Genomic DNA, 23,615 nt, shown 5'->3' with positions numbered 1-23,615 from the left:
TCTATTTCCTTTTATTTGAGCCTGGATGAGGATGGAAAGGAACATTTTTAATCCATAATTTCAATGCTTGCCAAAAAATTGCACTGGTCACTTTATAGGTTATCAAAGGATGTTGCCAGAACACCTTTTTGATTGAGGAAGTATTTTCTCCCTTTAATACTAGTGTCGCATCAAAATCTTTTTTTCCCTCAGCATAATTTTCGATATGGACAACTATTTTTTGTTTATTTATTTTCAAATTCAGTTGATAGGTATAATTCATGGACATGAAAGGGGATACATGCAATTGTTTTTGAAAGTGATAAGAATAAACGTCTGTTTTAGATTTCGCTGAGTGCTTAAGAACATAATTGTGGCGCTCTCCCCAGGGCGTATTAGTCACTTCCAAAATCAAATAATTTAAACTTTGATTGAGCTCATCAAAAATAAAATAAATACTGATCGGATTAAAGCAGTACCCCAAGCAACTAAGCTGAGTTAACAGATAGATTTTGCCTTTGGGGTAAGTTTTATACTTTTCCATCACTAACTGGCGAGCATACTCGTCAAGAGGGACAATAGATTTATTTAAATAATTTTTTCGCTTAAATGAAAACCAGTTAAACTTCTCTATGGAAACCTGTGTAATGTCTTTAAAGGTAGTATCTATACTAGCGAGATCAAAGCAGAACATAAATAATTTATAAAAAAAGAGATGCCTTTTTGGAAAAAAACGACGATGTCGCACATGCCCCTTATAAATTAGATGATCCATTTAGGCTCCTATCAGCTTACAGGTGTTTAATGCACTATTCACACCGTCTTCATGGAAGCCATAACCCCAATAACTTCCCACATAGTACGTATTATTCTTTCCATTAATTAAGCTGAGTTGCTTTTGAGCTTTTATAGCGGGAACATTTAAACAAGGGTGTCTGTATTTAAATGATTGAATGATTGAATTTTCATCAATTTCATTCATTAAATTAACGGATACAAAAAAATCATGGGGGGAATCAATTGACTGCAATCGATTCATATAGTAAGTGAGTGTTGGCGTTGTGCTTTGGTTATCAAGATAATTCCAACTTGCCCAAGCGTTTTTATTTTTTGGCATCAAATTTCTATCTTTATGAAGCACTACTTCGTTTTCGCTATATTTAATGGTTGATAAAATCTGAATTTCTTCTGAAGTGGGCCGTTCAAGCATGGATAAGGCCTGGTCGCTGTGGGTTGCACAGATAACAGCATCAAATACCTGCTCGTGAGAATTAGTAATCAGCTTTATTTTATTCGCTTCTCTTTTTATTTGATTGACTTTGCAATTTAAGTACACTCGGTCCTTTAAGTTTTCAATCATCGGATTGATATAATTTTTTGAACCCTGCTTAATGACATACCACTTTGGTCGATTGAAGATATCAAGTAGTCCATGATTTTTATAAAATTGTAATATAAAATAAGCGGAACAATTCAGGGTATCTTTTTTATTCTTAGACCAGATAGCAGCCATCATTGGAATAAGATAGCATTCTCTAAATTGCTCCGAATACGTATTCTCATTGATAAAATCATTCATGGTTATTTCAAGATCATAAGTATGGGCTAAAAATCTTTTAGCGTGACAATTAAATGAAAGAATGTCTTTGATTAATTGGTAAAAGCTTATTCTAAATAGATTTCGACGATCTGAAAAAAGTGCATTCAAGCTATGACCACTGTACTCAATATTCCGATAATCAGAGCGATAGCTAAAACTCATTTCACTGGGTTGAATTGGTACATTTAAATCAATGAGTAATCGACAAAAATTGGGATAGGTTCTTTTGTTAAAAACGATAAAACCGGTATCGATTGAGTAAATCGAACCTTCTGTTTCTACAGATAAAGTATGTGTGTGACCACCCAGGTAATTGTTGGCTTCAAATAATGAAACATCATGCTCTTTGCTTAAGAGATACGAACTCGTTAGTCCCGATATTCCCGAGCCAATGACTGCTATCTTTTTTTTCAAAAAAGATTTCCTTGTCGGTTTAATTGATAGTCATAAACATAGCATAAAGGATATTTTCTGGAAAATTATAGTCAAAACTTGGATAAGTTCGAATAGGATATTTAATTAATAGCAATTAGGATGACGTAATAGATCTGTACACCCCCGTTAAGATAATGTACTTAACTAGAGAAACAGGGCTGAATTTCAGACAGACGCTACGATAATTAGGTATTTTCATTGTGGCAGTATCGGAGCATAATTGTTTTTTTAGAAATAAGGTGTATCAGCAGTATGGTAATTCTTTGTATTTTTACTTATTGAGCCTCACGGAATGATTTCAGTAATATCAATAAACAATTATCGTTCCGTATTGGATTTAAAATTACCATTGGGTCAACTTAACGTGATTACAGGACCTAATGGAAGTGGTAAATCCAATATTTATCGAGCGCTTCGTCTCCTCTCACAAACAGCAACCGGTGGAGTTATCAAAGCATTAGCTCAGGAAGGAGGATTAAACTCGACTCTTTGGGCTGGACCCGAGACAATTTCTAAAAACATGTTAAAGGGTACAGCTGAAATTGAAGGTAGTGTACGTAAAAAAGCAGTGCGAATGCGCCTTGGTTTTTCAACGCCAGAATTAAGCTATGCTATTTCACTTGGTTTACCTACACCATCGAGCTCAGCATTTTCATTGGATCCAGAAATTAAACGAGAATGTATTTGGACCGGTCCTTGTTTTAGGCCTGCGAATTTGCTTGTTGATAGGGTTGGTTCTTTAGTAAAAGTCCGTTCCTCACGAACGTGGGAAGTCGTGGATCAGCATCTAAATGTTTTTGAGAGTCTTTTTTCTCAAATTGGCAATATAAAAGAGACCCCAGAAATTGTATACATGCGAGACTCTATTTGTAACTGGAGGTTTTATGATCATTTTCGTTGCGATAGAGAAGCTCCAGCGCGAAAAACACAAATCGGTACTCGTACACCTGTTTTAAGCAACGATGGAGATGATGTAGCTGCATCACTACAGACTATTAAAGAAATAGGTGATAGTGAAGCACTTGATAAAGCGATTAGTGAAGCATTTCCAGGGACAAAATTAATTATTACTCGGCAAGACGGCGGATATCTTTCAGTAGGGCTTGCTCAACAAGGATTATTGCGACCATTAACTTGTTCAGAATTATCAGATGGAACTTTACGTTATTTATTATTGACTGCAGCATTATTAACTCCAAGACCACCGAAACTCATGATTCTCAATGAGCCAGAAACCAGTTTACATCCTGATTTAATACCTGCTTTAGCTAAACTGATTTTACATGCATCAGAAAAAACACAAGTTTGGGTTGTTTCTCATGCACGTTCGCTCATTGATATTTTAAAAAAATATTCGACGTGTCATTTAGTTGAGTTACATAAACAATGCGGACAAACAAAAGTGCATGGTCAATCGATTTTGGAAATTCCTTCCTGGCATTGGCCCGATTAGCATTTGGTTTGAGTTGTGAATTTTAAGTGAGTAGTTGAAAAAAGAAATGCCTCGACAAAGCCCAAGCCATGGGTAAAATCCGGCTGTGCTCCGAATTGACGTAGCTTGATCGAGTTGAGTAAAAAAGGTGATCGTTTGGAGTGAAATCGGCAGTATATATGATCACTCCAAAATAAATGCTTCTATTAACCTTGATCTAGTGCTATTTGTACCGTCGAAAATTCTATGCCTAATTGACTCAATTAATTTATTTTTGGTTAATATAACAAAGCAAAGATTATAGATTAAATTGTAGTAGTTCCAACTTGATCTGACAGTTGCCGGTTTTTCAAGAAGTGTCTGTCAGGTCAATTTAGTTTATAAATTTTTCCTTGATGTGTGCGTTCATTATTATAATAGTGAAGCCATTGGTCCAGATCTTTTGGTAGCTCCTCAATATCATCAAAGTTTTTAATTACATGCCAAGGAGTTTCCTTAAATCTGCTGCCTGGCCATTCCACGTATCAATTTTGTCTTCCTGCATGAACTTTGCGGCTGCTTGAAAGATTTGATTAGCCCTTCGCATACGACTCATACTTCCATGGCCTCGGAGTTCGTTGGAAAGGACCGAATCTAATTCTTGTTCTAACTGATTGATCACATTTTCAGAACATTTTTGTTTAGCTTCTTCTTTAAATTGATCAACAGTTTGACGCAATTTGTTTCCTCGTCCTTTATCAAGATCTCGTGATAAAAGGAATGAGCCTGCAGTCTCACGATATGATTCCATAGCTTTCGTCAGCATTTTCCTTCTTTGGTCATCCATTCCACCTGCCATTAGAAAATTTTGTATTAAATTGGCTAACTGGACATAAAAATATCTGGATTGCAATGTTGAAGGTTTATTCGCTTCTAAGGCTGGGAGTAATGGATGGTTGGGCGTTGATAGAAGAGTATGAGCTAGCGGTAACCCATTTGCTCCTTTCCCCAGAAGGGAAGCCCCATGGCGAATCAAAGTAGATAAGCAAGGCGCCATTGATTGTTTTTGACAGGTATTAAAACAGTAGTGCACTGCCGATTTATAAGTTTGCCCCTCTATTCTTAGGGGTTGATTATCGAGAGTATATTCTCCGCAAGACAATAAAAATTCCAGTAAGTGCTCATCCGCTTGTTCTAGAGCCTGAATCAGCAATTTCTCATCCAAATTATAATGGAAAGGAGTAAGTGTTTTTGCTAATTCAAAGTTTCTGTGTTCTATTAGACTATATAGTAACGCCGTACCTCTACGGTTGATTTGCAATTGTAAATTATTAACTTTAGTAATAAAGCCTTTAGGAAGCTCTGTACCGCTCTCACTTAAGAGTAAAAGTGAATTGACTTCAGTACATAGGTCGCTAATTTCACTAACCGCTCTTGTATTATCTTTTTCTAGAATATTAAATTTTTCAATCGATTTTCTTAAAATGGCTTCAATATTGGAATCGGAAGAGGATTTTTTGCTACTGGATTTAAACGGTTTTTTCTCGGATCGCGACGGTGATTTAGTGTTTTCTTCTGGTAATTCCGGTTTTTTAAAATTTGTTTTAGTGGCTTGTTTTTCTGTCTGCTTAATCGGGGGTAGCTGGGGTTTAATCAGTAACCTAAGCCATTTAGCAATCTTATTGTAAGAATCATGTTTGAATAATTGATTTAAATCGTTTAGCGTTTTTATCATCCGTTGAACCACAACCTCATACTCCGGTCTATTGCTTCTTAAATCCTTTGATAATTCTGATGCTTGCTGCTCATCTTTCTCGTATTGAATTTGTAATTGTCTAATTTTTTCACTCTTTCTTCGCTGGACTTCAGCAATAATTGGATCAACTTTTTCCCTGGCTAAAGTAATAAATTGGTCGGATAAATACTCATCGACTTCTAAATTAATTTTTTTATCATCCCCAGTTATTAAGGAAAGTACGGGTAACTGAGTTAACTGGTTATGATCGTTAAAAAATACATGTAATACGTACTCTTGGTTATTTTGATCCAGGAAATAGGCAGAATAATGAAATTGACTTAGCGAGGGGTTTTCCGAGTTTTCGTCCTGATAAATACTAATATGATGTTTGGAAATAGTTAATTCCCGATCATTTAGACTAAAAGCAATGTGCTTTTCGATGGGTAAATCAAAGCGGAAATAAGGAGAATTGGTCTTGTCCTGTGTTTTTATCAGATAAACATTATTACCCATGTGAAGTTTTTTGTTTTTATAAACACACAGATCGAGAAAATTGTAGAGGGTATTTTTAGCCATAACATAACCATAAAGATTATAATTTTGCCAATACTATGGCTTTATGAAGAAGGTGTCAACAATTAATCGATCAGTAAATTAGATTAACAAGTTCGTATTAGAGGGAGTCGTAATATGCATAGCGCAAACGCACACAATCAGGCTTGCCCATATACGGGTGCATGATTTAAAACATACTTTTGAACGACGTTTACGTGCCGCCATTCGATAACCACTGGAAGCTATAATTGGATAAATCAACTTCTGTTTTACCCTCAGATTTTTTCAGTAAATGTTGTAAATCAGTGGGAAGTTTTTCAAAACATTTTTCTAACCCCTTGTAATCTAACAAACCTGATTAAAACAATTAAAATGTCGAAGGTGAAAAATGAGACTGTGGTATTGGGACATTATCATTAAGGTAATGCGTAGATAGCTTCACTATTTCGCCTAATCGACCCTCTGCAAGAGCGTCCTGGTGAATTCTCTTAAAAGACGCTTCATCGACATCATCGTTCAGGAGCATCTCACGAAATTCACGGGCCTTTTCTAATTTAGTCGTCTTACTGTAGCCAAGCCCTAAGATAATCCCAAATAAGGAAATACAGCCTAAGGCTAGGATAAGGCAGCCAAAAAGCTTAAACTGGCTTAGGTATTCCTCCTCTTGTTCCCGTTGCTCAATGTATTCATCAAGCAAAGCGAGTTGCAAAACACGAATGACTTGTGGGCGCTTGTATTCAACAGCCATTTCAAGCGCTGTTTTTTCTTGATAGCTTATGGGGGAAAATAAGCTCATAAAGCCGTCTTTGGTTTTTTCAATTGTGGCATTAAGATGGATATCAGCACCTGCGTGGATTAGATTGACTGCTAGTTGCTCTTGGCCTTTTTCGATGGCTAAATGCAAGTAGGTGTAATTGCATAAAACATAGTGGGTTGCATCGGGTCGATGCTTTTCTTTTCTACTGACTATCGCATTCAATGAGCATTTTTCTGCGCACATTTTTTCAAAGATTTGCTGTGCGAAAGAGCTAAGCAAGCGTAGCCCGGATGAAGTGAAACGAAATCCGGGATGTTCGAAGCCCAATATCCCGGATTACGGCTGCGCCTGCATCCGGGCTACGCTTGCTGGTTATATAATGAGCGTATTACAGTAACTCATTGTGGGAGCGTGGGTTTAAAAGGGAAGAAATAAATGTATAAAAGATTTATCACGTTGTATAGGGTCGGATCTTGCCTTTTTATAATATAACAGATAAGGCAAAAGGCAAGGCGCGACCCCATTACCCGTAGCTATACACTAGGCCTGCCCCCCTACGCTAAAACATCCAATTTTCTTCAATCATGAATTGTTCTAAATTTTTACAAGGAATAGAGTAGTATTCACATATAGCTGGAATTTTAGTGCTATGAGGTTTATTTCTTTCTTCAGTAATAACAGTAAGGTTATTAATTTTTGCTTTTGCGATAAGGAATGGATCTGCACATAATCCGCCTTTTAATTGTTTGGTTTTTTCTATCATTCCTTGAAAGTGTCCATTTTTTTCTTTAAATAACTGCATTATAAAATTGGCTTCTTCACCCGTTGGCTTATGAAAAATGTCTTTATTGTTGTTCGTCCAAGCTATTGCTGCTTCATTTTTATGCATCCCTTGGAGCTCTTTGAATACTTCGATAACGGAAGAAACCGTTTGACTTTTTATTAATTCGTTAAATTTATTCCATAAACTAGGAAATGTACTAGGGTAGTATTTAAAAAGTAAACTGAATGAAGACGTATCAAAAATATACAATTTATTATACCTTTGCTAAGTAATATTCTTCCATTGAAATAAATGACTTAGGCTTTACATTTGCGTAGTCAGCAGCTTTTTCAATACTTATTACTCCTTGATGATAATTTTCCAGAATTTTTGAAAAATAACTTTTCCCTAAATACGATAATTGTGTGTAATAATAATGGCCGCTAGATTCTTTCGAATTACTTACAGTATTATCATCTTTCCAGGATTTTATTTTAGATTTATATTCTTCTTTATTAATAAATTGTAACGAGAGTAATTTTCTCCAAATAACATCTTTACTTACTTTATAATGCTCAGCAAGCCCTAGTAAGTCATTATCAGTAAAAGTCTTGTTTTTCACTTGAGTAATAAAACTATCATTTGGAATAAGAAAGTTTGCTGCAAATGAGTTACATTTAACTTCAATATTTGCGGGGTCAGAAAATTCAAGACCCCAGAATTCTCCAGCAAAGACATCTAGATAATTTTCTTTGTAAATTAAGTGAGCAATTTCATGAAATAGGGTGAAAATTTGTCTATTTTTGGACATGGAGCTATTAAGAAAAATAATTGGAAACATTTGGTCATAAATACAAAAGCCTGATATTTTATTATTTTTAAAGGCCTCTTTAAAAACATAGACTCCATGTTCTGCTAAAACATTTCTCCATTCCTCTAATGCTTGTTCTGAGTTTTTCCATTTCACTTGCTCTTCAATGGTAACACCCAAAATAAATCTAACCTTTTGGGCTAAATCATACGTTGAGTTAGTTGATTTAAAATTGAGCCAGCTCACTTTTTCTTTCTGCTTTTCATATTCACTTTGAAATAGCTCTTTCAGGTAAATTTGAAACGCTGTTGCTTTTCTAAATAAATATCGAATATGTGGAGAAAGTGTATAAATATCCTCTTGAGATAAAGCGCGAAAGGATTTTTCTAAATCTCTTTCTTCTGGGGGGGAAGGAAAAAAGAAAATTGCTAATGGTCGATTATAATGTACAGATAACTTTTCTAATTGGCTATAAGTTGGATAACTTACCCCATTTTCCCATTCCTCATGCTTAGAGTTTTTTTTGCATTCTTCTTCAAGCGTATATCCTGCTTTTTCTCTAGCCCATTTTAAAACAGATGGATTTATAGGAATTTGCTCTGCCATCACAGTACCTAATTTTAAATATTAATAATTATTGTAGTACAAGTCGGAAAGTCAAACTACTATGCAATACTCATCAATATGTAAGTCGGAGTGATTGTTTTGTTTAATTTTCGAACTTAACTGTTCGTAACTACTTGATTTTATTGGTGGGCCCACTAGGACTTGAACCTAGGACCAACGGATTATGAGCCCCGCCATGCAAAAATAACCAATTGATTTTATTGTAATTATTATCGCAGGAAACCACTGCAAATGTCCTACGATGTATAACAGTGTCGTACCCAAATACGCAAATTCCCCACAATGGTTTTTTGCGGAGCTGTTTAATATTGAAACCCATTTGACGATTCTGGGTTTTGATATTAAAATTGTGGGTATGAAACTAAATAATGAAATGACATTGAAAGATCTGTTTGCAAGACCAGTCTTTCACGCCGCAGAGGCACGTGAAGCAGGTATCCATCCCAGCCGGCTCAGCTATTATGTAAAAACTAATAGGATTGAACGTATCGGTCACGGTGTTTATCGAGGTGTAGAATCCTCTATTGATGCGGATTTTCAATGGGAAGATCTGATTATCATTGCCAAAAGTATCCCCCAAGGTGTGGTCTGTCTAGTCTCCGCTTTGGCTCTGTATGAGTTGACGGATGAAATGCCACGAGAGCATTGGATAGCCGTTCCTCATTCTACTACGGCACCAAAACGACATCATACCCGTATTGTTAGAATGCGAGATATAGAAACAGGTAAAACACTATACCCAATAGGGCGGGAAACTGTTGTCATTTTTGACAGAGAAAGAACGATAATAGACGCTTTTCGCTATCTTAGTAAAGAAATTGCTATTAAAGCGCTTAAAGCAGCTGTGAGTGGTAGAGCGACAAAAAAATTGGATATTAAAAAACTTCAGCAGTATGCGAGACAATTTGGAATTAATCTTGAGCCTTATATTTTGACGGTGACAACATGAATGAACAAGCCTTAAAAGCACGCTTAAAACATATTGGCAAAGAAAAAGATAAGAGTTTTAATGAAGTCTGGAAGCTATTAGTTTTAGAGCGATTTTTAGCTAGACTTTCTCGTTCTGAATATTCTGATAAATTCATATTCAAAGGCGGTTTGCTATTATCCTATTATCTGACTATTGGCAGAGAAACCATTGATATTGATCTATTAGCTAGACGGCTAAATGCAGAAAAATCCAATGTAGAATTAATCATGCAAGAAATCTGTTTACTCAATCTGGATGATGGGTTTCAGATGCAATTCATTAATCTTGATGATTTAGATCACCAACATATGAATTATCCTGGGTTTCAAATAGGGATTGCCGTTCAATTTGGGGTGATGAGCGATAAATTTTTTGTGGACATTGGTGTCGGGGATGTGGTTGAGCCAGTTTTGTTAGATTGGCCATCTTTTAGCTACAAAACAATACCATTGTTTAACGATTCTATTTCGCTGGAAGTATATCCAGTGGAAACTATTTTTGCCGAAAAACTGGAAACCCTCATTTCTCGTGGTGCAGCCAACAGCCGCATGAAAGATTATCATGATTTGCTATTACTTTGTCGAGCAGATGGGCTTCTTGATAAAGCTCGCTTAAAAGATAATATTGACCGCACATTTCAAAATAGGGGTACAGTATTTTCTATCCCAGTTCAATTTCAATCCGATGAGCTGGAGCGTATGCAGCTTCTTTGGGCTGCGCATTTACGTGTTTTAGGTAATGATCGAGTTATGTTGCTTGGTTTACCGGATAATATAAAAACAGTTATTGATCTTTTGAACCAGTGGCTGTCAGATCAAGTTTGAACTACTACATTTTTTTTAAAAACTTTGAAAATTATAGAACGCGTGTTAGGGCGCTCTGTGGCTGATTAAAGATGCCCCCGGAAATGGGAAAGACCCCGTATTATTTGTAGCACGTCCGGCAAGTACTTCCCTGAAGCCGTTTAGACCGCTTCCAGATTTTCAATAATCGTGCCCCACTAAATCCCCACAGTGGATTTTGGTGGGTTAGAAAAGTGAATTTTAACTTATTGATTTTACTGCTTAAATTGGTGGGCCCACTAGGACTTGAACCTAGGACCAACGGATTATGAGTCATCTTTATCAATTTTAACCTATTGATTTTATTATAAATTATGTCGCGGGTTTTTACTACAAATGGCCTACTGTGTCGTACGAAGTCGTACTCAAATACGACGATCTCCCGAAGGGGAAAATTATAAATTTCTTGAAACGAAATAGTAATCAGGTCCCTACCAGACTATTTGATCCCAATATTGTTTTTGAGCTGCAATTTTTGCGACTTTAATTATATTAAATTTTTCATTTTGAGTTATTAGGTCAGATAAAATATTATTTGAATTGGCCGGGTCGACAACTCTCGAAAATAATGGATTATTTGTATCTTTTGCTAATTCTGTAAAAATATGAAATGCATTTGATCCTAATTTATTCGGGTCTTTGGGTTTGTTAAGCAATATATTTTTTATGATCAAATATTCCAGATAAATTGAGGGTATATCTAATTTATTGAGCTCACGCCAAATTTTAACAATTTTTATTTCTTGTATTCTTCCTGATGTTAAAATGTCGTTAATATGCTGTTGCATATTGGTTTGGTGATATTGATTGGATTCTGAACGATATATCCAATGGTAATTAGTATTTCCATTATGCTTTTTAGCTGGTGTTACATCTACTTGTAGGTTATTCAAATTAATTCTGCAAGATACATTTTGCTTTCTTACCACAGGATATTCTGCACTAAGTCGTTTAAACAATGAATCATATATACTTTTTAATCCCCCATCACTTTCATTACAATTGCTTGTTAATGAAACAACATAATCTACATCTGAGGCTATAGATATTGCTGTTCCCTTGGCTCGTGATCCCGATTCTATAATATCCAGATAACAGGAATTTGCCCAAATTTTGAGTATAGTTTTTAATCTTATTAATTCTTGTGAAGAATTGAGTAAATTTCGTGGATTGTATTTAGTAATGATTAGGTTTAAGTATTGTTCAGAGGTCATAACTAGTGGTAAGGAGAGAAGTTAAAATATCATTTAATAACCGACCACGAAAATTAACAACAACAGTATTAGGTCGATTACCAATATCATTCATTTTTTCAGATGAAATGCTGGCTGGTTTTGCATATATAACGACGGCTGTTTGGTGATCTCTACGGGCATTAAAAACCTGTTCTATCTTATCTCCCCATGAATCCCAATCTACAAGAAATATTGTTTTATTTTTACACCTTTCAATGTTATCGTTCGGTATTTGTTCAATATTGCTCTCTTTAAATATTCCCGAATCTTTAAGTGTTTGTTTTAAGCTTGTATACCCATCATTAGAGCTAAAAATTGCAATATCTCTTCTCCATAGGGCATTTCCAAATCGAAGTACTACAGGTGCAATACTTAAAAACCAGCAACAAATTTTATAGAAAAAGGCTAACACAGCAAATAGAACGGTTACCCCTCCTATAATTGAAAAGAATGGGTGATTAAAAAACGACAATATTGGATTAATATATTCCATTATAAATTTCGATTATAATCAATCAAAGAGAAATTATGTGGATCAAGAGTTAAAGTCCATCTTAATGGATCCTGGGAATCATAGCTAGTAGGAAACTCACCCTAGGAGGTTTCTTTTGGTGATTCACGAGGCGAAGAACACGCACAAAACTTAGGAATTTCTCGCCAAATTTTGTGAGAATTGAACACAATTTGTTTCTTTAGATCGAGTTAAATGAGGATACTGTCTTTACTTAGGTATCTGATAGCAATAAGGATTTTAACTTATATTTTGGATTACATGTATTGTTAATAATCTATTTTCTTTAATTATTCCGTAATTTTGAAAAGTCATTTTTCGCGTATGAATTTCTCGATTAAGTATCAAATTAATTGCAAAATTAAATAATAAATTTATAATTCGAAGCCGCCAATAAAGGTGAGGGTGTAACAGGGAGAAGTTATGAAAAGTTTGTTTTTTAATAAAATTGATACTGATGAAGATAAAGATGAGTATATGCCATGGTAGCTAAGGAAGTATCTTTCGAAATATTTTGCTATTGACATGAAATTAATTTCAAACAATGATGTTTTTGCAGTAATTGATGATTTCTTAGAACCATTATCTTTTGAAAAAATTTGGAATTTTATTCAAACTGAAAAATTCAAGTTTGTTCATTCCTCTAGATGGATAAATGCTTTTAGTCTCGAGGATGGAGCTCCTTTATGGGGCAATGTCACTATTTCACATCCTAGGCCAGAACCGTGCACTACAGAGCAGGTTTATCCTACAGCCACAACAATTGATCTATTTATAAAAGAACTAATTGCCAACTCAGCCGAGTTTTCTCATTTAATAGGTATCAAAAATAGGGATTGGGATTTTTTCTATGCTAGACCTTATCTTTATCCAAGAGGCTCAGGGCTCTCTTGGCATACTGACGGTAAGTATAAAATCTCAGGTGCTTACGTTTATTACTGCCATCCTACGTGGGATATGAATTGGGGAGCTGAACTATTAATTAATCCTGTATTCCAGCAGGATTTTGAATACCCTGAAGTGACTTTAATGAATGATAAGAAGAAAAAAGTTGGGTTTCACCTCAATAGTAATGCGTTAAATAAATATATTGGAGATGGAATTGGCTACTATATTGTTCCAAAACCTAATAGGTTAGTCATTTTTAGAAATGATATTTTGCATTGTATAAAAAAAGTAGAAAATGCTGCGGGGAATCATGTAAGAGCTTCGATAACCGGTTTCTTTATGAGCAACGACAGAATACAGGAAGAGAAAGAGACTGAAAAAGCCAGCCCCTCCTTTTAATTGGGTTTGTCCAACCAAAACATAAACCATTTGCAATACTGATACATTTGGAATTCAGAATGAATTTAGTGCACGAAATATCTCCCGCACAAGCCCAAGAAAAAGTAAATTTTGTTATTTTAGTGCCTAATACTGATGAGGCGATTGTAAATAATTTTATCCTCAGGCAAGAAGATGCTCCTTACAATGAACAACCTAGCCGTTATCAATTTAAAAAATGGTCTGCTTGGTGTTCCGCACATTTTTCTTCTTATTATTTCTTTGTGAAATATAAAGGGGCTCTCTTAAGGTGCAAACAGTTTCTGTATGATTTTGGACCTTTATCAATATTAGACCATGCTGCTTTGTACGATCATTGGGTTTGGGAAATGAAACCTCATGTTGTTAATGAGGAGACTATTTGTTGGCTCGGTTACGATTATTCAAAATCAAAAGCGTTAACTTTTCTGTCTTATGGAACAAATGTTGAGCTTCGTTTGCTAGAGGGTAATTTGAAAGACGAAGAGTTCATAGAGCTTTGTAAATTATTTTCTCCCATTCCATCATCGATGAAAATTTTAAAAAGTAATTTTTTTGAACTGTCTTATTGGTCTCGTTATAGCAATTGTAGAGAAAATGCTTGCATTAATATGGACGAATATAGACCCCCTTCGAGTTTATGGAATATAAGATGGCCGTTGCACAATATCATTAGTGGAAGCAGGCCTGAGCAAAATATAGAATATTTTAATCGTCTAAACTTAGATTTTGTGGTTGATAGTCAGATTATTTATGGTGACAAAGACCAGGTGGAAGAAGTCCAATTGGTGATGTTTCCGCAGAATGGAAAGAAAAATCAAATTGCATGGTTTCGGATTTTCAATAAAAATTCTTTTCCAATAAAGCAACCAGCGCTTTCTAGATTGCCTATAATAAATTCATTTAGTGGATATAGTAAATTTCATTTAACAGTTCTACGCTCACCTAATAATCTAATTTCAAGCAATATATACATCGCTAGCATCAACAATGACTATGGACCACATGATGCTCTGTGGTGGGGTGATAAAAATGCTTTTTTACTTCAAATAAGTGCTAGCTCCGGCAATACGATAGAGTATTTTAAAAAAATTTTTTCCTAACCTGTGTAAAAAGGTTGAAAAAAAGATTTAATGATTAGAGCTGAATCAATAATATAGTTTTGTGCTGCGGCAACATTGTGTAATGCACACAAACTTACCGTAAACTCATAAATAGCTTATTTAAATTAAGTGTCTTACAGGCTATATTGCCTAGTGCTTATTTGCTGAGGTGTCCTGTATGAAAAAAAACAATGAACATTCTGACGCTGAAAATTTCGAAATAATGGTGTCTCAAATTATTACCCTTCTTGAAGGGGATAAAGCTGAAGTCACATGGAATGAAAGAATTGCTGATCCCGATAATCCTTCTCAGCAACGCCAAATTGATGTTCTAGTAAGAAAAGACGACCTCAAAACGCTAATTGAATGTCGTTTGCATAAATCTCCACAAGGTGTCAAATGGATAGAAGAACTTATTGGAAGACAAGTAAGTCTCAGGGCTCAAGCAATCATTGCTGTTTCATCGTCTGGGTTTACAAAGGGGGCAATTGCCAAAGCAAAACAATTTGGCATTAATTTAAGAAAAGTTGATGAATTATCTAGCCATGAAATTATTACATGGTGTAAGCCCATAAAATTTTCATTGTTTTACTGGAGATTTATTGATTTTAAATTGGATTTGTTTTTTGATAGCCATGATTTAAAGACGTTAACTAAATTAACCGTAATGAATGAACTGAAAAAACATCCTTATCTCCATAATCTATTAACAACTCATTTTAACATTAAAGATAACAGCGGTTTAACTTTACGTGAAAAGCTAGGGAAGAAAATTCATTATCAGGTAGATTTAGCAGGTGAGAACTTTATTCTATCCGGCGCCTCAGTAAAAAAAGTACATGTTGATTGTCTTGTAACCTTAGAAGAATTACCACTCAGTATTCCACAAGTTTTGATTTATAGCGATCCTAATAGCAGCAATCAGGGAGCCTATATCCAAAATTTCAATTTGGGTGAAACAAGAGTAATCCATAAAGAAAATGATATTTCTATTAATTTGGATATTTCAAAATTAAATCTTCCTCCTTCGAGTCACTTCATGTTTGCAGATTTTAGTAGCAATGAGACGGTGAACATTGAATATTTTGAGTTAATTGGTGCCGAAAATTTGCAAATAAAGCCGGATCAAATAATTTTCGAGATTAATCTAATTAGTACCTAGTGGGAAGCCACCCCGGCTTGCGGAAAACTCAGAATAATAGGTTGAAAAATAGATATAATGATTAAAACTTAATTAATAGTTTCAAATAGTTAAGTGAATGGCTCAGTGCAATCGCTTGGGTTAATTTCAAAAGTAACTCATAACTGCAAACTGGCCATTCAAGTTTAGCAATATGACATAGAAATTTATCTACAAAATTGCATTCGATATTGGTAGATATCCTCTATAGACAGAATCGTTAGTTGATGGTCAATTGCATATTGAATAAGCTGCGTTAGTTTTTTCATTGTACCGTCCGTGTTCATTAATTCACATAAAACAGCGCTGTGATTTAATCCAGCTAAACGCATCATATCAATACTACCTTCTGTATGACCTCTCCGTTCTAAAACTCCATTATCACAGGCAATCAAAGGGAAAATGTGGCCAGGTTGAGTTAGATCAAATGGAGTTGCATTCTCTTGAATAGCTACGTGAATTGTTTGCCACCTATCTTGTGCAGAAACCCCAGTTGTCACTCCGTGTTTTGCTTCGATGGAGGTAGTAAAAGCGGTTTGATACCGACTTGAATTATGTTTGACCATTGGGGTTAGAGATAAGGAATCTGCTTTTTGTTTGGTTAAGCATAAACAAATAATGCCGCTACAATCTTGGATCATTTGATTAATATTGGAGGTAGAGACTTTTTCGGCAGAAAAAATGAGATCACCTTCATTCTCCCTATCTTCATCATCAACCAAAATGATACCTTTTCCTGCAGCAATCGCTGAGCAAGCTGCATCGACTCGATCTCGATAAGTTTTACCAAATACTGTTAATTGCGACATACCTACATCCTTAGTTATTATTTTATTGGACATAGGGCGATAGATAACGATCACAGCGTGATGTCATGAGTAAAGACAAAATATGAACGTATATCTTCTTTCATCCGGACTATACCGTCGGCTTTGGAGTTTCACCAAATCTGCTGACCTCTTTTTTCAAAAGAGCGCTCGTGGGCTTGCAAATTGCTTACCACCGGTGGGGAATTTCACCCCGCCCTGAAGATTGCATTAAAATGCGAATAGATTGTTTCAAATATGAATGGTGAAAGCAAGGGTCTATAAAATGCCTTTTTATAATATATGGATTGACCAATAGAAGAAATAAAATGACAAACAGGGCATGATTAAAGAAACAGCTATATAAGCCTCAAAAGAGACTTATATAGTTGAAAAAATATGAGCTTTTCCATCAACATTTACTGAATAATAATTATCTATAAGAAGATCACGGGCAAAAGCCTCATAATCAAAGTAATAGATTAAATTATCCGGTATTTGATGGGCGTAGCATTCATCAAATAATTCCCGAGCAAAATCAACCTCAGAATCATAACAACCATGATAATGATCCTCCATCATGCTTTCAGTGTCATTTATCGAAAAATCGTCGAGGAGGGCAAGACCCAATTCTCCATGTCTTTGTATAAATGAAGCATATTCAACGATGGTAGCTATTGAGTCATACTCATCAACATTGATGCCGCCGAATCCTTCATAATCATGAATGGCAAATTCTTCAGCGTTTAATTCTGGGCTACAATGCAGCATGTCCAGAATTCCATCCATAATTTCATCTTCACTCTGAGTTGCATCAATCCAAGCACCATGCAAGATGCCATTGTTGTAAGATGCTAAACAGGCGACGTAAATCGAAGGATTTTCCATGGGACTATCTCCTTATACTAAGGGGAGCAGTCCCACACGAGAGCTTGCTCCCGTGATAGGGTGGTATGATTAAAACGGGATTTCTTCTGAATCGGATTGCAACATTTCACGCATTTGCGCCATATGGTGCTCTGCGGTTTTGTTGCTTGATTCATCAGCTGATTTGGGCTGGCTGAGTAGTTGAATATGGTTGACGACAATGCTTAAGGTCTGACTTGTTTTACCTTCATTGTCTGTCCATTGATTAGAACGCAATTTACCTTCGAGATATATCTGCGAACCTTTCTTCAAATACTCAGCTACTTTGGACAGTCTGCCAAATAGTATCAACTGATGCCATTCCACTCTGGTTTTCCACTCATCATTCTGTTTGAATGACTCATTGGTTGCCAAAGTGGCCGTTACAAAAGATTGTCCGTTTTTTCCGATGATGCTCTTAGGATCGGCACCGAGATTACCGATTAATTGAACGCGGTTTAAAGATGCAGTCATAATATTCTCCTGTTATTAAATAAAAGCCCGCATAACAGAAAAACATCCGCATAGGCAGGTGGTTTTTCTGTTATGCGGATAAGACTTGGTTTCAATCAACAAGCAATCGTTGGGTATCAAACAGTTTGACAAAGGAAATCAAGATTTCTAGTTTGTGCAAACTTAATTCTGCTCGCTGAATGTCATGGGAATTAATTTGCAGTCGTTGGCGACTTAAATCATTGACACAACAATCCAGTTCAAACAGTAAATGTTCGATCTCAAGTTGTGCTGGTTCCTGTCGTTGCATAGTAGGCTCCTTGAAATAGGGGAGGATTAGCCCCAAAGGGACTATCAATCCCAATTGGGTTATGCAAAAAAAGATCACCGAAACATCGGTTAATTGACTTGGTTATTAATGATGATGTGCTTCAAGCACTCCTCGGGCGTGAAGCCGTAAAGACATCTCCTGAAGGGTTTCCCTGCTAAACGCTCCGCCATGGAATTAGGGAACAAGATGGCGTAATCACAAGACCTATAGGTTTCGTCAGAATTGCGCTGACTCTTCAGTTGTGTTTTTCTCAGATTATCAGGCCAATTAAGGAAATCAAGCATTTTGCGCAAGTGATACTAAATGAACCTATTTGAAATAATGCAATTGGTATCAGGGTTTAGTTAGAATGTCCTATTTTGATAAATATTTTTGAACTCATTGTACTGAGATCTAAATAGAGGCGCTATGGATAACATAAAAATTGATACATTCTTGGTCCAAAAACTGATTGCTGAACAATTCTCTCAATGGCAATCGTTGCCAATTTACCAAGTTGCTCAAAGTGGTTGGGATAATCGAACGTTTCACTTAGGCGAAGAAATGGTGATTCGTTTACCTAGCGATAAGGAGTATGAGCCACAAATTGAGAAAGAATATAAATGGTTGCCCTGGCTCTCCAAACAGCTTTCATTTGAAATTACACAACCGATTGCCCTTGGAAAACCATCTTCAATATATCCGTGGCATTGGAGTATCAATCGCTGGATTGAGGGTGAGCCTGCTTCCCGGCTGAATATTCATGATATGAAAGGTTTTGCAGAAACCTTGGGAAAATGTTTAAAAGAATTCCAATCTTTAGATGCTACAAAGGGGCCTTTTGCTGGCGCACATAATTTTTATCGAGGCGGCTTTTTAAATGCCTATGATCAAGAAATGCAACTTGCAATTCCTAAAATTAACAATGCTCATGAACAAAACCTTGCCGTATCATTATGGCAACAAGCAATTTCTTCAGAATGGCAGTTAAGTCCTGTTTGGGTTCACGGAGACATAGCGGTTGGAAATATTTTAGTTCGAAATGGAAAATTCCACGCGCTTATCGATTTTGGCCAACTTGCTATAGGAGATCCTGCATGCGATTTGGCCATAGCGTGGAACCTTTTTTCCGCTGAAGAACGCAGCGTGTTTAAAAATGCAGTTCAATTGGATAATGCTACTTGGATGCGAGCCTTAGGATGGGCGTTTTGGAAGACTTTATGTTGGCCAATTAAAGGTACTGATATAAAAGCGATTTTGGGCGAAATTTATGCGGATTATAATGTACTTAAATAACGTTGGATTTTTCTATGCCGTTACATTATAAAACATGGAGAAGCGTAAATGATCTTGCCAGATAGCGTGAATTTTCAAAGATTATATTTTGAATTTTTTCTTAATTGCATTGCGAAAATTATTGTATTTTTGGAATAAATTACTGGAATATTCTTTATTTTTATTTAGTAACTCAAACTCTTTTGGATCCCCATTTTTATGTGCAATCAATTTGTAATGTTCACCAATAAGTTGGCATTTTCCGCACATTGAATAAAGCTGCGCAATATCTCCTAGAGTATAAGTTAAATCTGATAATAGAGTATTCAGATTTTTACTTAAAAATTGATTGTTAGGAAGTTGAATAAATTCAATCAAAGTATCTACTTTCCAATAAGTATCTTTAGGTAAATATCCTGTTTGAGTCTCCTTAATAATAGAAAGGATATATTTATCATTAATTATTGAATTTACCTTCCTGTAAATTTTTAAATCATGCCTTGCTTTTTTTTCCCAACATGCTTTAAATTCTTTGTATATAAATATTATAAATCCTGAAGAAATTAATGTTATTATAATTTCAGTTATCATATAGCTCACAAAAACTATTACATTTTACTAATTTTAGCATCCTAGGTACGATTTATGTGTTGCAGCACATAAAATTTATTGTAGCTAGTAAGTTCTTATGTCCAGTGGATTTAATAACTACTATTGAAAAATAAATAAAAATTATCTCAACTGAACAAAGAGCATTCTAGCCGCAATAACTTTTCGTTATGGATAACCGAGAATGTCCTAGCTCCCTACTAATAATTCCACGAGCCTCACGATCTATCTCTTTTTCTGAGCTAGACAAATATTTTGATCGTTTCCCACCTTCAATAGGGCACATATAGGGCTGCTTATCCGGTGAGAGTTGGCTTGTTATTTCATGATATCTCTTTTGAGCATAAGCATGACGTAAACCGTGGCAATTTTTTAGTCCCAGCTTTTCTGTTTCAGTTTGATATTTCCTTAAATACTCTTTGTATGTTTTACCTTTGGGAATAAGAGAGAGACCGTGCGGTACTTGCTTAACTGCCTTTTCTAGCCATTCTTTTTGTTCGTTGTTGGTGATATCCATGAATCTTCCAACACCGCCTTTTGTCCAGCTAGGCTTCAATATTAAATGATCCCCTCGCCAAGCTTCACTAATAACTAGTTTCATCGATTCCTCACGACGTAAACCAAAAAGGTATTGAGCCTCGAGAGCTAGTCGTATCATTGGTTCTTCGCATTTTGAGAAGTCAATGTTAGTTATGGCTTTGTTGTGTGTCGGTATGTAACTCCGTTCACCAATTTGATAATGGTCATTGCTGGGTTTTACCAATTCAGGTTTATTAAGCCAGATCGATAATCTCCTCAATTTAGACATGTAATTTTTGATAGTAGCGGGGTTTTTACCCTGTTTTTTCCAGTGCTCAACTAACACATGAATGTGTTTTGATTTTAGTCCTTTAACATGTGCAACCATAAAGCCTTGTTCATGTAGATCTTTGATACAGCGATTTAGAATATGACGCGTGTCAGCTTTGCTGGCATGGGAGTATATTTCTAAACCTTTGATGCATTCATTGATGGAAAATAATGCGCTTTTAAGTTTCGATTTACTCATGGAGATATGACCATAGTGTGTTGCGGGATTTTATTCCCATTTCATCATGTAATATCAAACACGTTTGGTAATTGCCCAGAATTGGTAGCAGTTGTTCGTACATCTGTTTAGCGTACAGATAACGCCAGGACTTTTTTATTGGTATCCCCTGTTCGATTAATGCATGATTCCAGTCGAGTTTGACTCGTTTGTAGCTAAAAAATTGTATCAAGCTTTGTCTATTGGTTAGTTTTTCTAAGTCACACAAAATGTTTTTTTGGATTTCATTTCTGAAGGGAATCATTCTGTCCATTGAATTAAAAGTGATTTCACGTGTGAGCCATAGTTTATGTCCCTTAATGTGAATTCCTGGTTTAACCTGTATTGCTTCACTAAAAGTTAAGCCAAATTGTGTTTGTAGGGCCATGATGATACGAGGTGTCATATTGGAAAATAATTCCCAGAGATTGGGTTGCCATCTTAGTGGTTGGTGCTTTGATTTTTTTCTGCGTAAGCGTAAGGTTTTGTTATCTATATTGGGTATCGGACACTCAATATCTTGTAAATAATTTCTGATAATTGTCATATAACGCATAATGGTTGAGTCTTTAACACGGTCCTTTTTCCAATGTTCAACTAGCATTTGAATATGCTCTGATTTTATGGCTTGCCATGATGTAGGCACATTACCAATGCGAAATAAATCATCAATCATTTTGTGGATGACGTATGCACGTTTTTTCTTTTCTTGATAGCTGCCTCGGTTATCAAGCTGAAAGTACCGATTAGCTGTTTGTCTTAGGGAATATCTTCTCATTTCTCCAATCCGAAAATTCATTTGCCCTGTCTCTGGTTTAGTGTTGGTCGAGCGGCTCACACAAAGATGAAACCCGGCTAACGCCGTAAAGCTCGAAGTAGGGGGCAAAACAATCGTTATAAGGCAAACGATTTCGCCGATTTACAACAGTTTTTAGGGTTGTTTTTCTCCTTGTATTGGTAATGAAAAAAAACGACAAAAAAGGGCTTTGTCATAAGTCCATGGTCAAAATTGAGAATAAATTGACTTAAACTCCCGAGAGAGTTGCCCTGCCGGATGGCAGAGATTCCTAGATGGGTTTCCCGACTGAACGTCCAGCCACAGAGTTAGGGAATAAAGTGGCTTTGCACAAGACGTGAATTACGTTTCGCTGGAGTCGCGCCAGCTCATCAGTTGTGCTTAATTCAAATTATCAAAGAGGTGTTTGCTGCGCAAGATTTTGAAGATGAGAATTTTGTCCTGACGCCAGTTTGGCGTCAGGACAGGATTAAGTAATGTATTGATTTTACAATGCAAAATCAAAGGTTGTTTTCTGCGTCACTGCACATTTTATGCAGTGACGCAGATAAGAATTTAATAGCTAAACTATAAAGAGAAATAATAAAGGGATTGAATCATGACTACAAATAGGAAAAGGACTGTCTTTTCAATTAAAAATGAACTAATAAAAAAATCACAAGAAGCGGCATTGGCAGCAATTCAGCTTTATAATAACCCTCTAATAACTTTTAAAGCAGAGTCGTTCATAGTTTTGATGAATATTGCCTGGACATATCTTTTACATGCTTATTTTAGGAAAAATAATATTGAATATCGATATTATAAGAATAAAAATTCGAGAAAATATTTTATTAAAACTAAGCATGGTGCCTATAGGTACTGGGAATTAGAAAAATGCTTAAATCATGAAGGGTGCCCTCTAGATGAGGCTATAAAGAATAATTTATTATTCTTGATTGGAATTAGGCATGAGGTTGAACATCAAATGACGAGAAAAATTGATACATTTTTTAGTGGTAAATTCCAAGCATGCTGTATAAATTATAATTTTACATTGAAAGAGTTATTTGGGAATGACTATGGACTTGAAAAAATTACCCCAATTGCATTACAACTCTTTTCTTTTGGTGAAAACCAAATTGATGAGTTAATAGAAAAAGAAAAACTGCCTAAAAACTTGTTGGATTTCATTTCTGATTATGAAGCTGATTGTAAAATATTGGCTGATCCAAGATATAGTTATCTGATCCTGCCCTGATTTGTCGGACACTCTGCTAAGAGAGTAAAATCAAAAGCAGAGGTGAGAAAATGAACAAGAATAAAGCAGAGCTAAAAAGAGTTAAAAAGAAATACAGCCCTCAATTTAAAGATCAAGTGATGGAGCGGGCAGATAAAGAGGGCATACCTCAGGTTGCCAAAGATCTTGGTTTAGCCGAATCGTTATTGTATTCATGGAAAGCACAGAGGAAACGAGGTGGCGACACACTTGAAAATCAAAAACTTCAACAGGCAGAGCTTTCGCGTTTAAAGCGCGAAAATGCAAGACTTGCGGAAGAGAATGCATTCTTAAAAAAGGCGGCCGCGTACTTT

General features: G+C 35.7%; 24 protein-coding genes and 1 riboswitch. Of the genes, 9 read left to right on the top strand and 15 right to left on the bottom strand.

What is annotated here, in order from left to right; translation table 11 throughout:
• Position 1: 1 nt before the first annotated feature.
• Positions 2-754 carry a DUF1365 domain-containing protein gene (locus B5D33_RS10930; RefSeq protein WP_058452220.1) on the bottom strand — a complete coding sequence of 251 codons (753 nt, stop codon included), beginning with the start codon at positions 752-754 and terminating at the stop codon, positions 2-4.
• Complete coding sequence (locus tag B5D33_RS10925; protein WP_058452221.1) at positions 755-1,993, bottom strand: NAD(P)/FAD-dependent oxidoreductase; 1,239 nt, start codon at positions 1,991-1,993, stop codon at positions 755-757.
• Positions 1,994-2,306: 313 nt separating this feature from the next.
• Between B5D33_RS10925 and B5D33_RS10920 the strand changes: the two genes are divergently transcribed.
• Entirely contained in the window at positions 2,307-3,467 is a 1,161-nt protein-coding gene (locus B5D33_RS10920) for an AAA family ATPase (protein WP_058452222.1), read from the top strand.
• A 454-nt stretch (positions 3,468-3,921) separates the two neighbouring features.
• Here the strand turns inward: B5D33_RS10920 and B5D33_RS10915 are convergent, their stop codons facing one another.
• From B5D33_RS10915 to B5D33_RS10900, 4 genes are all read right to left on the bottom strand, one after another.
• A complete protein-coding gene (locus B5D33_RS10915) occupies positions 3,922-5,739 on the bottom strand; it encodes a hypothetical protein (protein WP_058452223.1) in 1,818 nt (605 codons plus the stop codon).
• A gap of 346 nt (positions 5,740-6,085) precedes the next feature.
• Positions 6,086-6,718, bottom strand: a complete 633-nt coding sequence (locus B5D33_RS10910) for a hypothetical protein (RefSeq protein WP_133140997.1) — start codon at positions 6,716-6,718, stop codon at positions 6,086-6,088.
• A 316-nt stretch (positions 6,719-7,034) separates the two neighbouring features.
• A complete protein-coding gene (locus B5D33_RS10905; protein WP_065240023.1) occupies positions 7,035-7,508 on the bottom strand; it encodes a PIN domain-containing protein in 474 nt (157 codons plus the stop codon).
• Positions 7,509-7,512: 4 nt separating this feature from the next.
• Complete coding sequence (locus B5D33_RS10900; protein WP_058452794.1) at positions 7,513-8,655, bottom strand: ImmA/IrrE family metallo-endopeptidase; 1,143 nt, start codon at positions 8,653-8,655, stop codon at positions 7,513-7,515.
• Between the two features lie 262 nt (positions 8,656-8,917).
• Here B5D33_RS10900 and B5D33_RS10895 point away from each other — a divergent pair, with 262 nt between their 5' ends.
• Together B5D33_RS10895 and B5D33_RS10890 are read left to right on the top strand one after the other, a co-directional pair.
• Positions 8,918-9,625 (top strand): type IV toxin-antitoxin system AbiEi family antitoxin domain-containing protein, encoded by a 708-nt coding sequence (locus tag B5D33_RS10895; RefSeq protein ID WP_234802496.1) that lies wholly within the window; start codon positions 8,918-8,920, stop codon positions 9,623-9,625.
• The gene (locus B5D33_RS10890; RefSeq protein ID WP_058452795.1) at positions 9,622-10,470 is read left to right on the top strand and encodes a nucleotidyl transferase AbiEii/AbiGii toxin family protein; all 849 of its coding nucleotides are present in this window, start codon (positions 9,622-9,624) and stop codon (positions 10,468-10,470) included. The genes B5D33_RS10895 and B5D33_RS10890 overlap by 4 nt, the downstream gene beginning before the upstream one ends.
• A gap of 449 nt (positions 10,471-10,919) precedes the next feature.
• Here B5D33_RS10890 and B5D33_RS10885 read toward each other — a convergent pair whose 3' ends face one another.
• Together B5D33_RS10885 and B5D33_RS10880 are read right to left on the bottom strand one after the other, a co-directional pair.
• Positions 10,920-11,702, bottom strand: a complete 783-nt coding sequence (locus B5D33_RS10885; RefSeq protein ID WP_058452796.1) for an SMODS domain-containing nucleotidyltransferase — start codon at positions 11,700-11,702, stop codon at positions 10,920-10,922.
• On the bottom strand, positions 11,692-12,216 hold the full coding sequence (locus tag B5D33_RS10880; protein WP_078767422.1) for a hypothetical protein: 525 nt from the start codon (positions 12,214-12,216) through the stop codon (positions 11,692-11,694). Before B5D33_RS10880 ends, B5D33_RS10885 begins: the two co-directional genes overlap by 11 nt.
• 543 nt (positions 12,217-12,759) lie before the next feature.
• On the opposite strand from B5D33_RS10880, the gene B5D33_RS10875 reads away from it, so the two are divergent.
• The 3 genes from B5D33_RS10875 (at position 12,760) to B5D33_RS10865 (ending at position 15,804) form a co-directional block, all read left to right on the top strand.
• Positions 12,760-13,521 (top strand): 2OG-Fe(II) oxygenase, encoded by a 762-nt coding sequence (locus tag B5D33_RS10875; RefSeq protein ID WP_058452798.1) that lies wholly within the window; start codon positions 12,760-12,762, stop codon positions 13,519-13,521.
• Positions 13,522-13,580: 59 nt separating this feature from the next.
• Positions 13,581-14,642, top strand: a complete 1,062-nt coding sequence (locus tag B5D33_RS10870) for a hypothetical protein (RefSeq protein ID WP_058452799.1) — start codon at positions 13,581-13,583, stop codon at positions 14,640-14,642.
• 178 nt (positions 14,643-14,820) lie between these two features.
• Positions 14,821-15,804 carry a restriction endonuclease gene (locus B5D33_RS10865; RefSeq protein ID WP_058452800.1) on the top strand — a complete coding sequence of 328 codons (984 nt, stop codon included), beginning with the start codon at positions 14,821-14,823 and terminating at the stop codon, positions 15,802-15,804.
• Between the two features lie 185 nt (positions 15,805-15,989).
• Here B5D33_RS10865 and ribB read toward each other — a convergent pair whose 3' ends face one another.
• The 4 genes from ribB to B5D33_RS10845 form a co-directional block, all read right to left on the bottom strand.
• Complete coding sequence (gene ribB, locus B5D33_RS10860; protein ID WP_058452801.1) at positions 15,990-16,631, bottom strand: 3,4-dihydroxy-2-butanone-4-phosphate synthase; 642 nt, start codon at positions 16,629-16,631, stop codon at positions 15,990-15,992.
• Between the two features lie 88 nt (positions 16,632-16,719).
• A riboswitch (FMN riboswitch) is annotated at positions 16,720-16,859 on the bottom strand.
• Between the two features lie 150 nt (positions 16,860-17,009).
• Positions 17,010-17,516: an antirestriction protein ArdA gene (locus B5D33_RS10855; RefSeq protein WP_058452802.1), complete on the bottom strand. Its 507-nt coding sequence runs from the start codon at positions 17,514-17,516 to the stop codon at positions 17,010-17,012.
• A gap of 69 nt (positions 17,517-17,585) precedes the next feature.
• Entirely contained in the window at positions 17,586-18,008 is a 423-nt protein-coding gene (locus tag B5D33_RS10850; protein WP_058452803.1) for a single-stranded DNA-binding protein, read from the bottom strand.
• A gap of 91 nt (positions 18,009-18,099) precedes the next feature.
• Entirely contained in the window at positions 18,100-18,297 is a 198-nt protein-coding gene (locus B5D33_RS10845) for a hypothetical protein (RefSeq protein ID WP_058452804.1), read from the bottom strand.
• 429 nt (positions 18,298-18,726) lie between these two features.
• Between B5D33_RS10845 and B5D33_RS10840 the strand changes: the two genes are divergently transcribed.
• Positions 18,727-19,593 carry an aminoglycoside phosphotransferase family protein gene (locus B5D33_RS10840; protein WP_058452805.1) on the top strand — a complete coding sequence of 289 codons (867 nt, stop codon included), beginning with the start codon at positions 18,727-18,729 and terminating at the stop codon, positions 19,591-19,593.
• Positions 19,594-19,674: 81 nt separating this feature from the next.
• Here the strand turns inward: B5D33_RS10840 and B5D33_RS10835 are convergent, their stop codons facing one another.
• From B5D33_RS10835 to B5D33_RS10825, 3 genes are all read right to left on the bottom strand, one after another.
• On the bottom strand, positions 19,675-20,163 hold the full coding sequence (locus B5D33_RS10835; protein ID WP_058452806.1) for a hypothetical protein: 489 nt from the start codon (positions 20,161-20,163) through the stop codon (positions 19,675-19,677).
• Positions 20,164-20,329: 166 nt separating this feature from the next.
• Positions 20,330-21,229, bottom strand: a complete 900-nt coding sequence (locus B5D33_RS10830; RefSeq protein ID WP_058452807.1) for a phage integrase N-terminal domain-containing protein — start codon at positions 21,227-21,229, stop codon at positions 20,330-20,332.
• Complete coding sequence (locus B5D33_RS10825) at positions 21,222-22,025, bottom strand: phage integrase N-terminal domain-containing protein (RefSeq protein WP_058452808.1); 804 nt, start codon at positions 22,023-22,025, stop codon at positions 21,222-21,224. The genes B5D33_RS10830 and B5D33_RS10825 overlap by 8 nt, the downstream gene beginning before the upstream one ends.
• A gap of 616 nt (positions 22,026-22,641) precedes the next feature.
• Between B5D33_RS10825 and B5D33_RS10815 the strand changes: the two genes are divergently transcribed.
• On the top strand, positions 22,642-23,283 hold the full coding sequence (locus tag B5D33_RS10815; protein ID WP_234802494.1) for a DUF3644 domain-containing protein: 642 nt from the start codon (positions 22,642-22,644) through the stop codon (positions 23,281-23,283).
• Between the two features lie 50 nt (positions 23,284-23,333).
• A partial coding sequence (locus tag B5D33_RS10810; protein WP_139364752.1) for a transposase occupies positions 23,334-23,615 on the top strand: 282 nt, incomplete at its 3' end.

The sequence above is a fragment of the Legionella maceachernii genome (assembly GCF_900167045.1).
Classification (GTDB): Bacteria; Pseudomonadota; Gammaproteobacteria; order Legionellales; family Legionellaceae; genus Tatlockia; species Tatlockia maceachernii.
Note: the sequence above shows the minus strand (reverse complement) of the source record. Positions and strands in the feature narration are given on the sequence as shown.

Coding starts and splice junctions, on each gene's coding strand:
- B5D33_RS10930 (WP_058452220.1), bottom strand. CDS start 754: ATGGATCATCTAATTTATAAGGGGCATGTGCGACATCGTCGTTTTTTT.
- B5D33_RS10920 (WP_058452222.1), top strand. CDS start 2,307: ATGATTTCAGTAATATCAATAAACAATTATCGTTCCGTATTGGATTTA.
- B5D33_RS10915 (WP_058452223.1), bottom strand. CDS start 5,739: ATGGCTAAAAATACCCTCTACAATTTTCTCGATCTGTGTGTTTATAAA.
- B5D33_RS10910 (WP_133140997.1), bottom strand. CDS start 6,718: ATGTGCGCAGAAAAATGCTCATTGAATGCGATAGTCAGTAGAAAAGAA.
- B5D33_RS10900 (WP_058452794.1), bottom strand. CDS start 8,655: ATGGCAGAGCAAATTCCTATAAATCCATCTGTTTTAAAATGGGCTAGA.
- B5D33_RS10895 (WP_234802496.1), top strand. CDS start 8,918: ATGTATAACAGTGTCGTACCCAAATACGCAAATTCCCCACAATGGTTT.
- B5D33_RS10890 (WP_058452795.1), top strand. CDS start 9,622: ATGAATGAACAAGCCTTAAAAGCACGCTTAAAACATATTGGCAAAGAA.
- B5D33_RS10885 (WP_058452796.1), bottom strand. CDS start 11,702: ATGACCTCTGAACAATACTTAAACCTAATCATTACTAAATACAATCCA.
- B5D33_RS10880 (WP_078767422.1), bottom strand. CDS start 12,216: ATGGAATATATTAATCCAATATTGTCGTTTTTTAATCACCCATTCTTT.
- B5D33_RS10875 (WP_058452798.1), top strand. CDS start 12,760: ATGAAATTAATTTCAAACAATGATGTTTTTGCAGTAATTGATGATTTC.
- B5D33_RS10870 (WP_058452799.1), top strand. CDS start 13,581: ATGAATTTAGTGCACGAAATATCTCCCGCACAAGCCCAAGAAAAAGTA.
- B5D33_RS10865 (WP_058452800.1), top strand. CDS start 14,821: ATGAAAAAAAACAATGAACATTCTGACGCTGAAAATTTCGAAATAATG.
- ribB (WP_058452801.1), bottom strand. CDS start 16,631: ATGTCGCAATTAACAGTATTTGGTAAAACTTATCGAGATCGAGTCGAT.
- B5D33_RS10855 (WP_058452802.1), bottom strand. CDS start 17,516: ATGGAAAATCCTTCGATTTACGTCGCCTGTTTAGCATCTTACAACAAT.
- B5D33_RS10850 (WP_058452803.1), bottom strand. CDS start 18,008: ATGACTGCATCTTTAAACCGCGTTCAATTAATCGGTAATCTCGGTGCC.
- B5D33_RS10845 (WP_058452804.1), bottom strand. CDS start 18,297: ATGCAACGACAGGAACCAGCACAACTTGAGATCGAACATTTACTGTTT.
- B5D33_RS10840 (WP_058452805.1), top strand. CDS start 18,727: ATGGATAACATAAAAATTGATACATTCTTGGTCCAAAAACTGATTGCT.
- B5D33_RS10835 (WP_058452806.1), bottom strand. CDS start 20,163: ATGATAACTGAAATTATAATAACATTAATTTCTTCAGGATTTATAATA.
- B5D33_RS10830 (WP_058452807.1), bottom strand. CDS start 21,229: ATGAGTAAATCGAAACTTAAAAGCGCATTATTTTCCATCAATGAATGC.
- B5D33_RS10825 (WP_058452808.1), bottom strand. CDS start 22,025: ATGAGAAGATATTCCCTAAGACAAACAGCTAATCGGTACTTTCAGCTT.
- B5D33_RS10815 (WP_234802494.1), top strand. CDS start 22,642: ATGACTACAAATAGGAAAAGGACTGTCTTTTCAATTAAAAATGAACTA.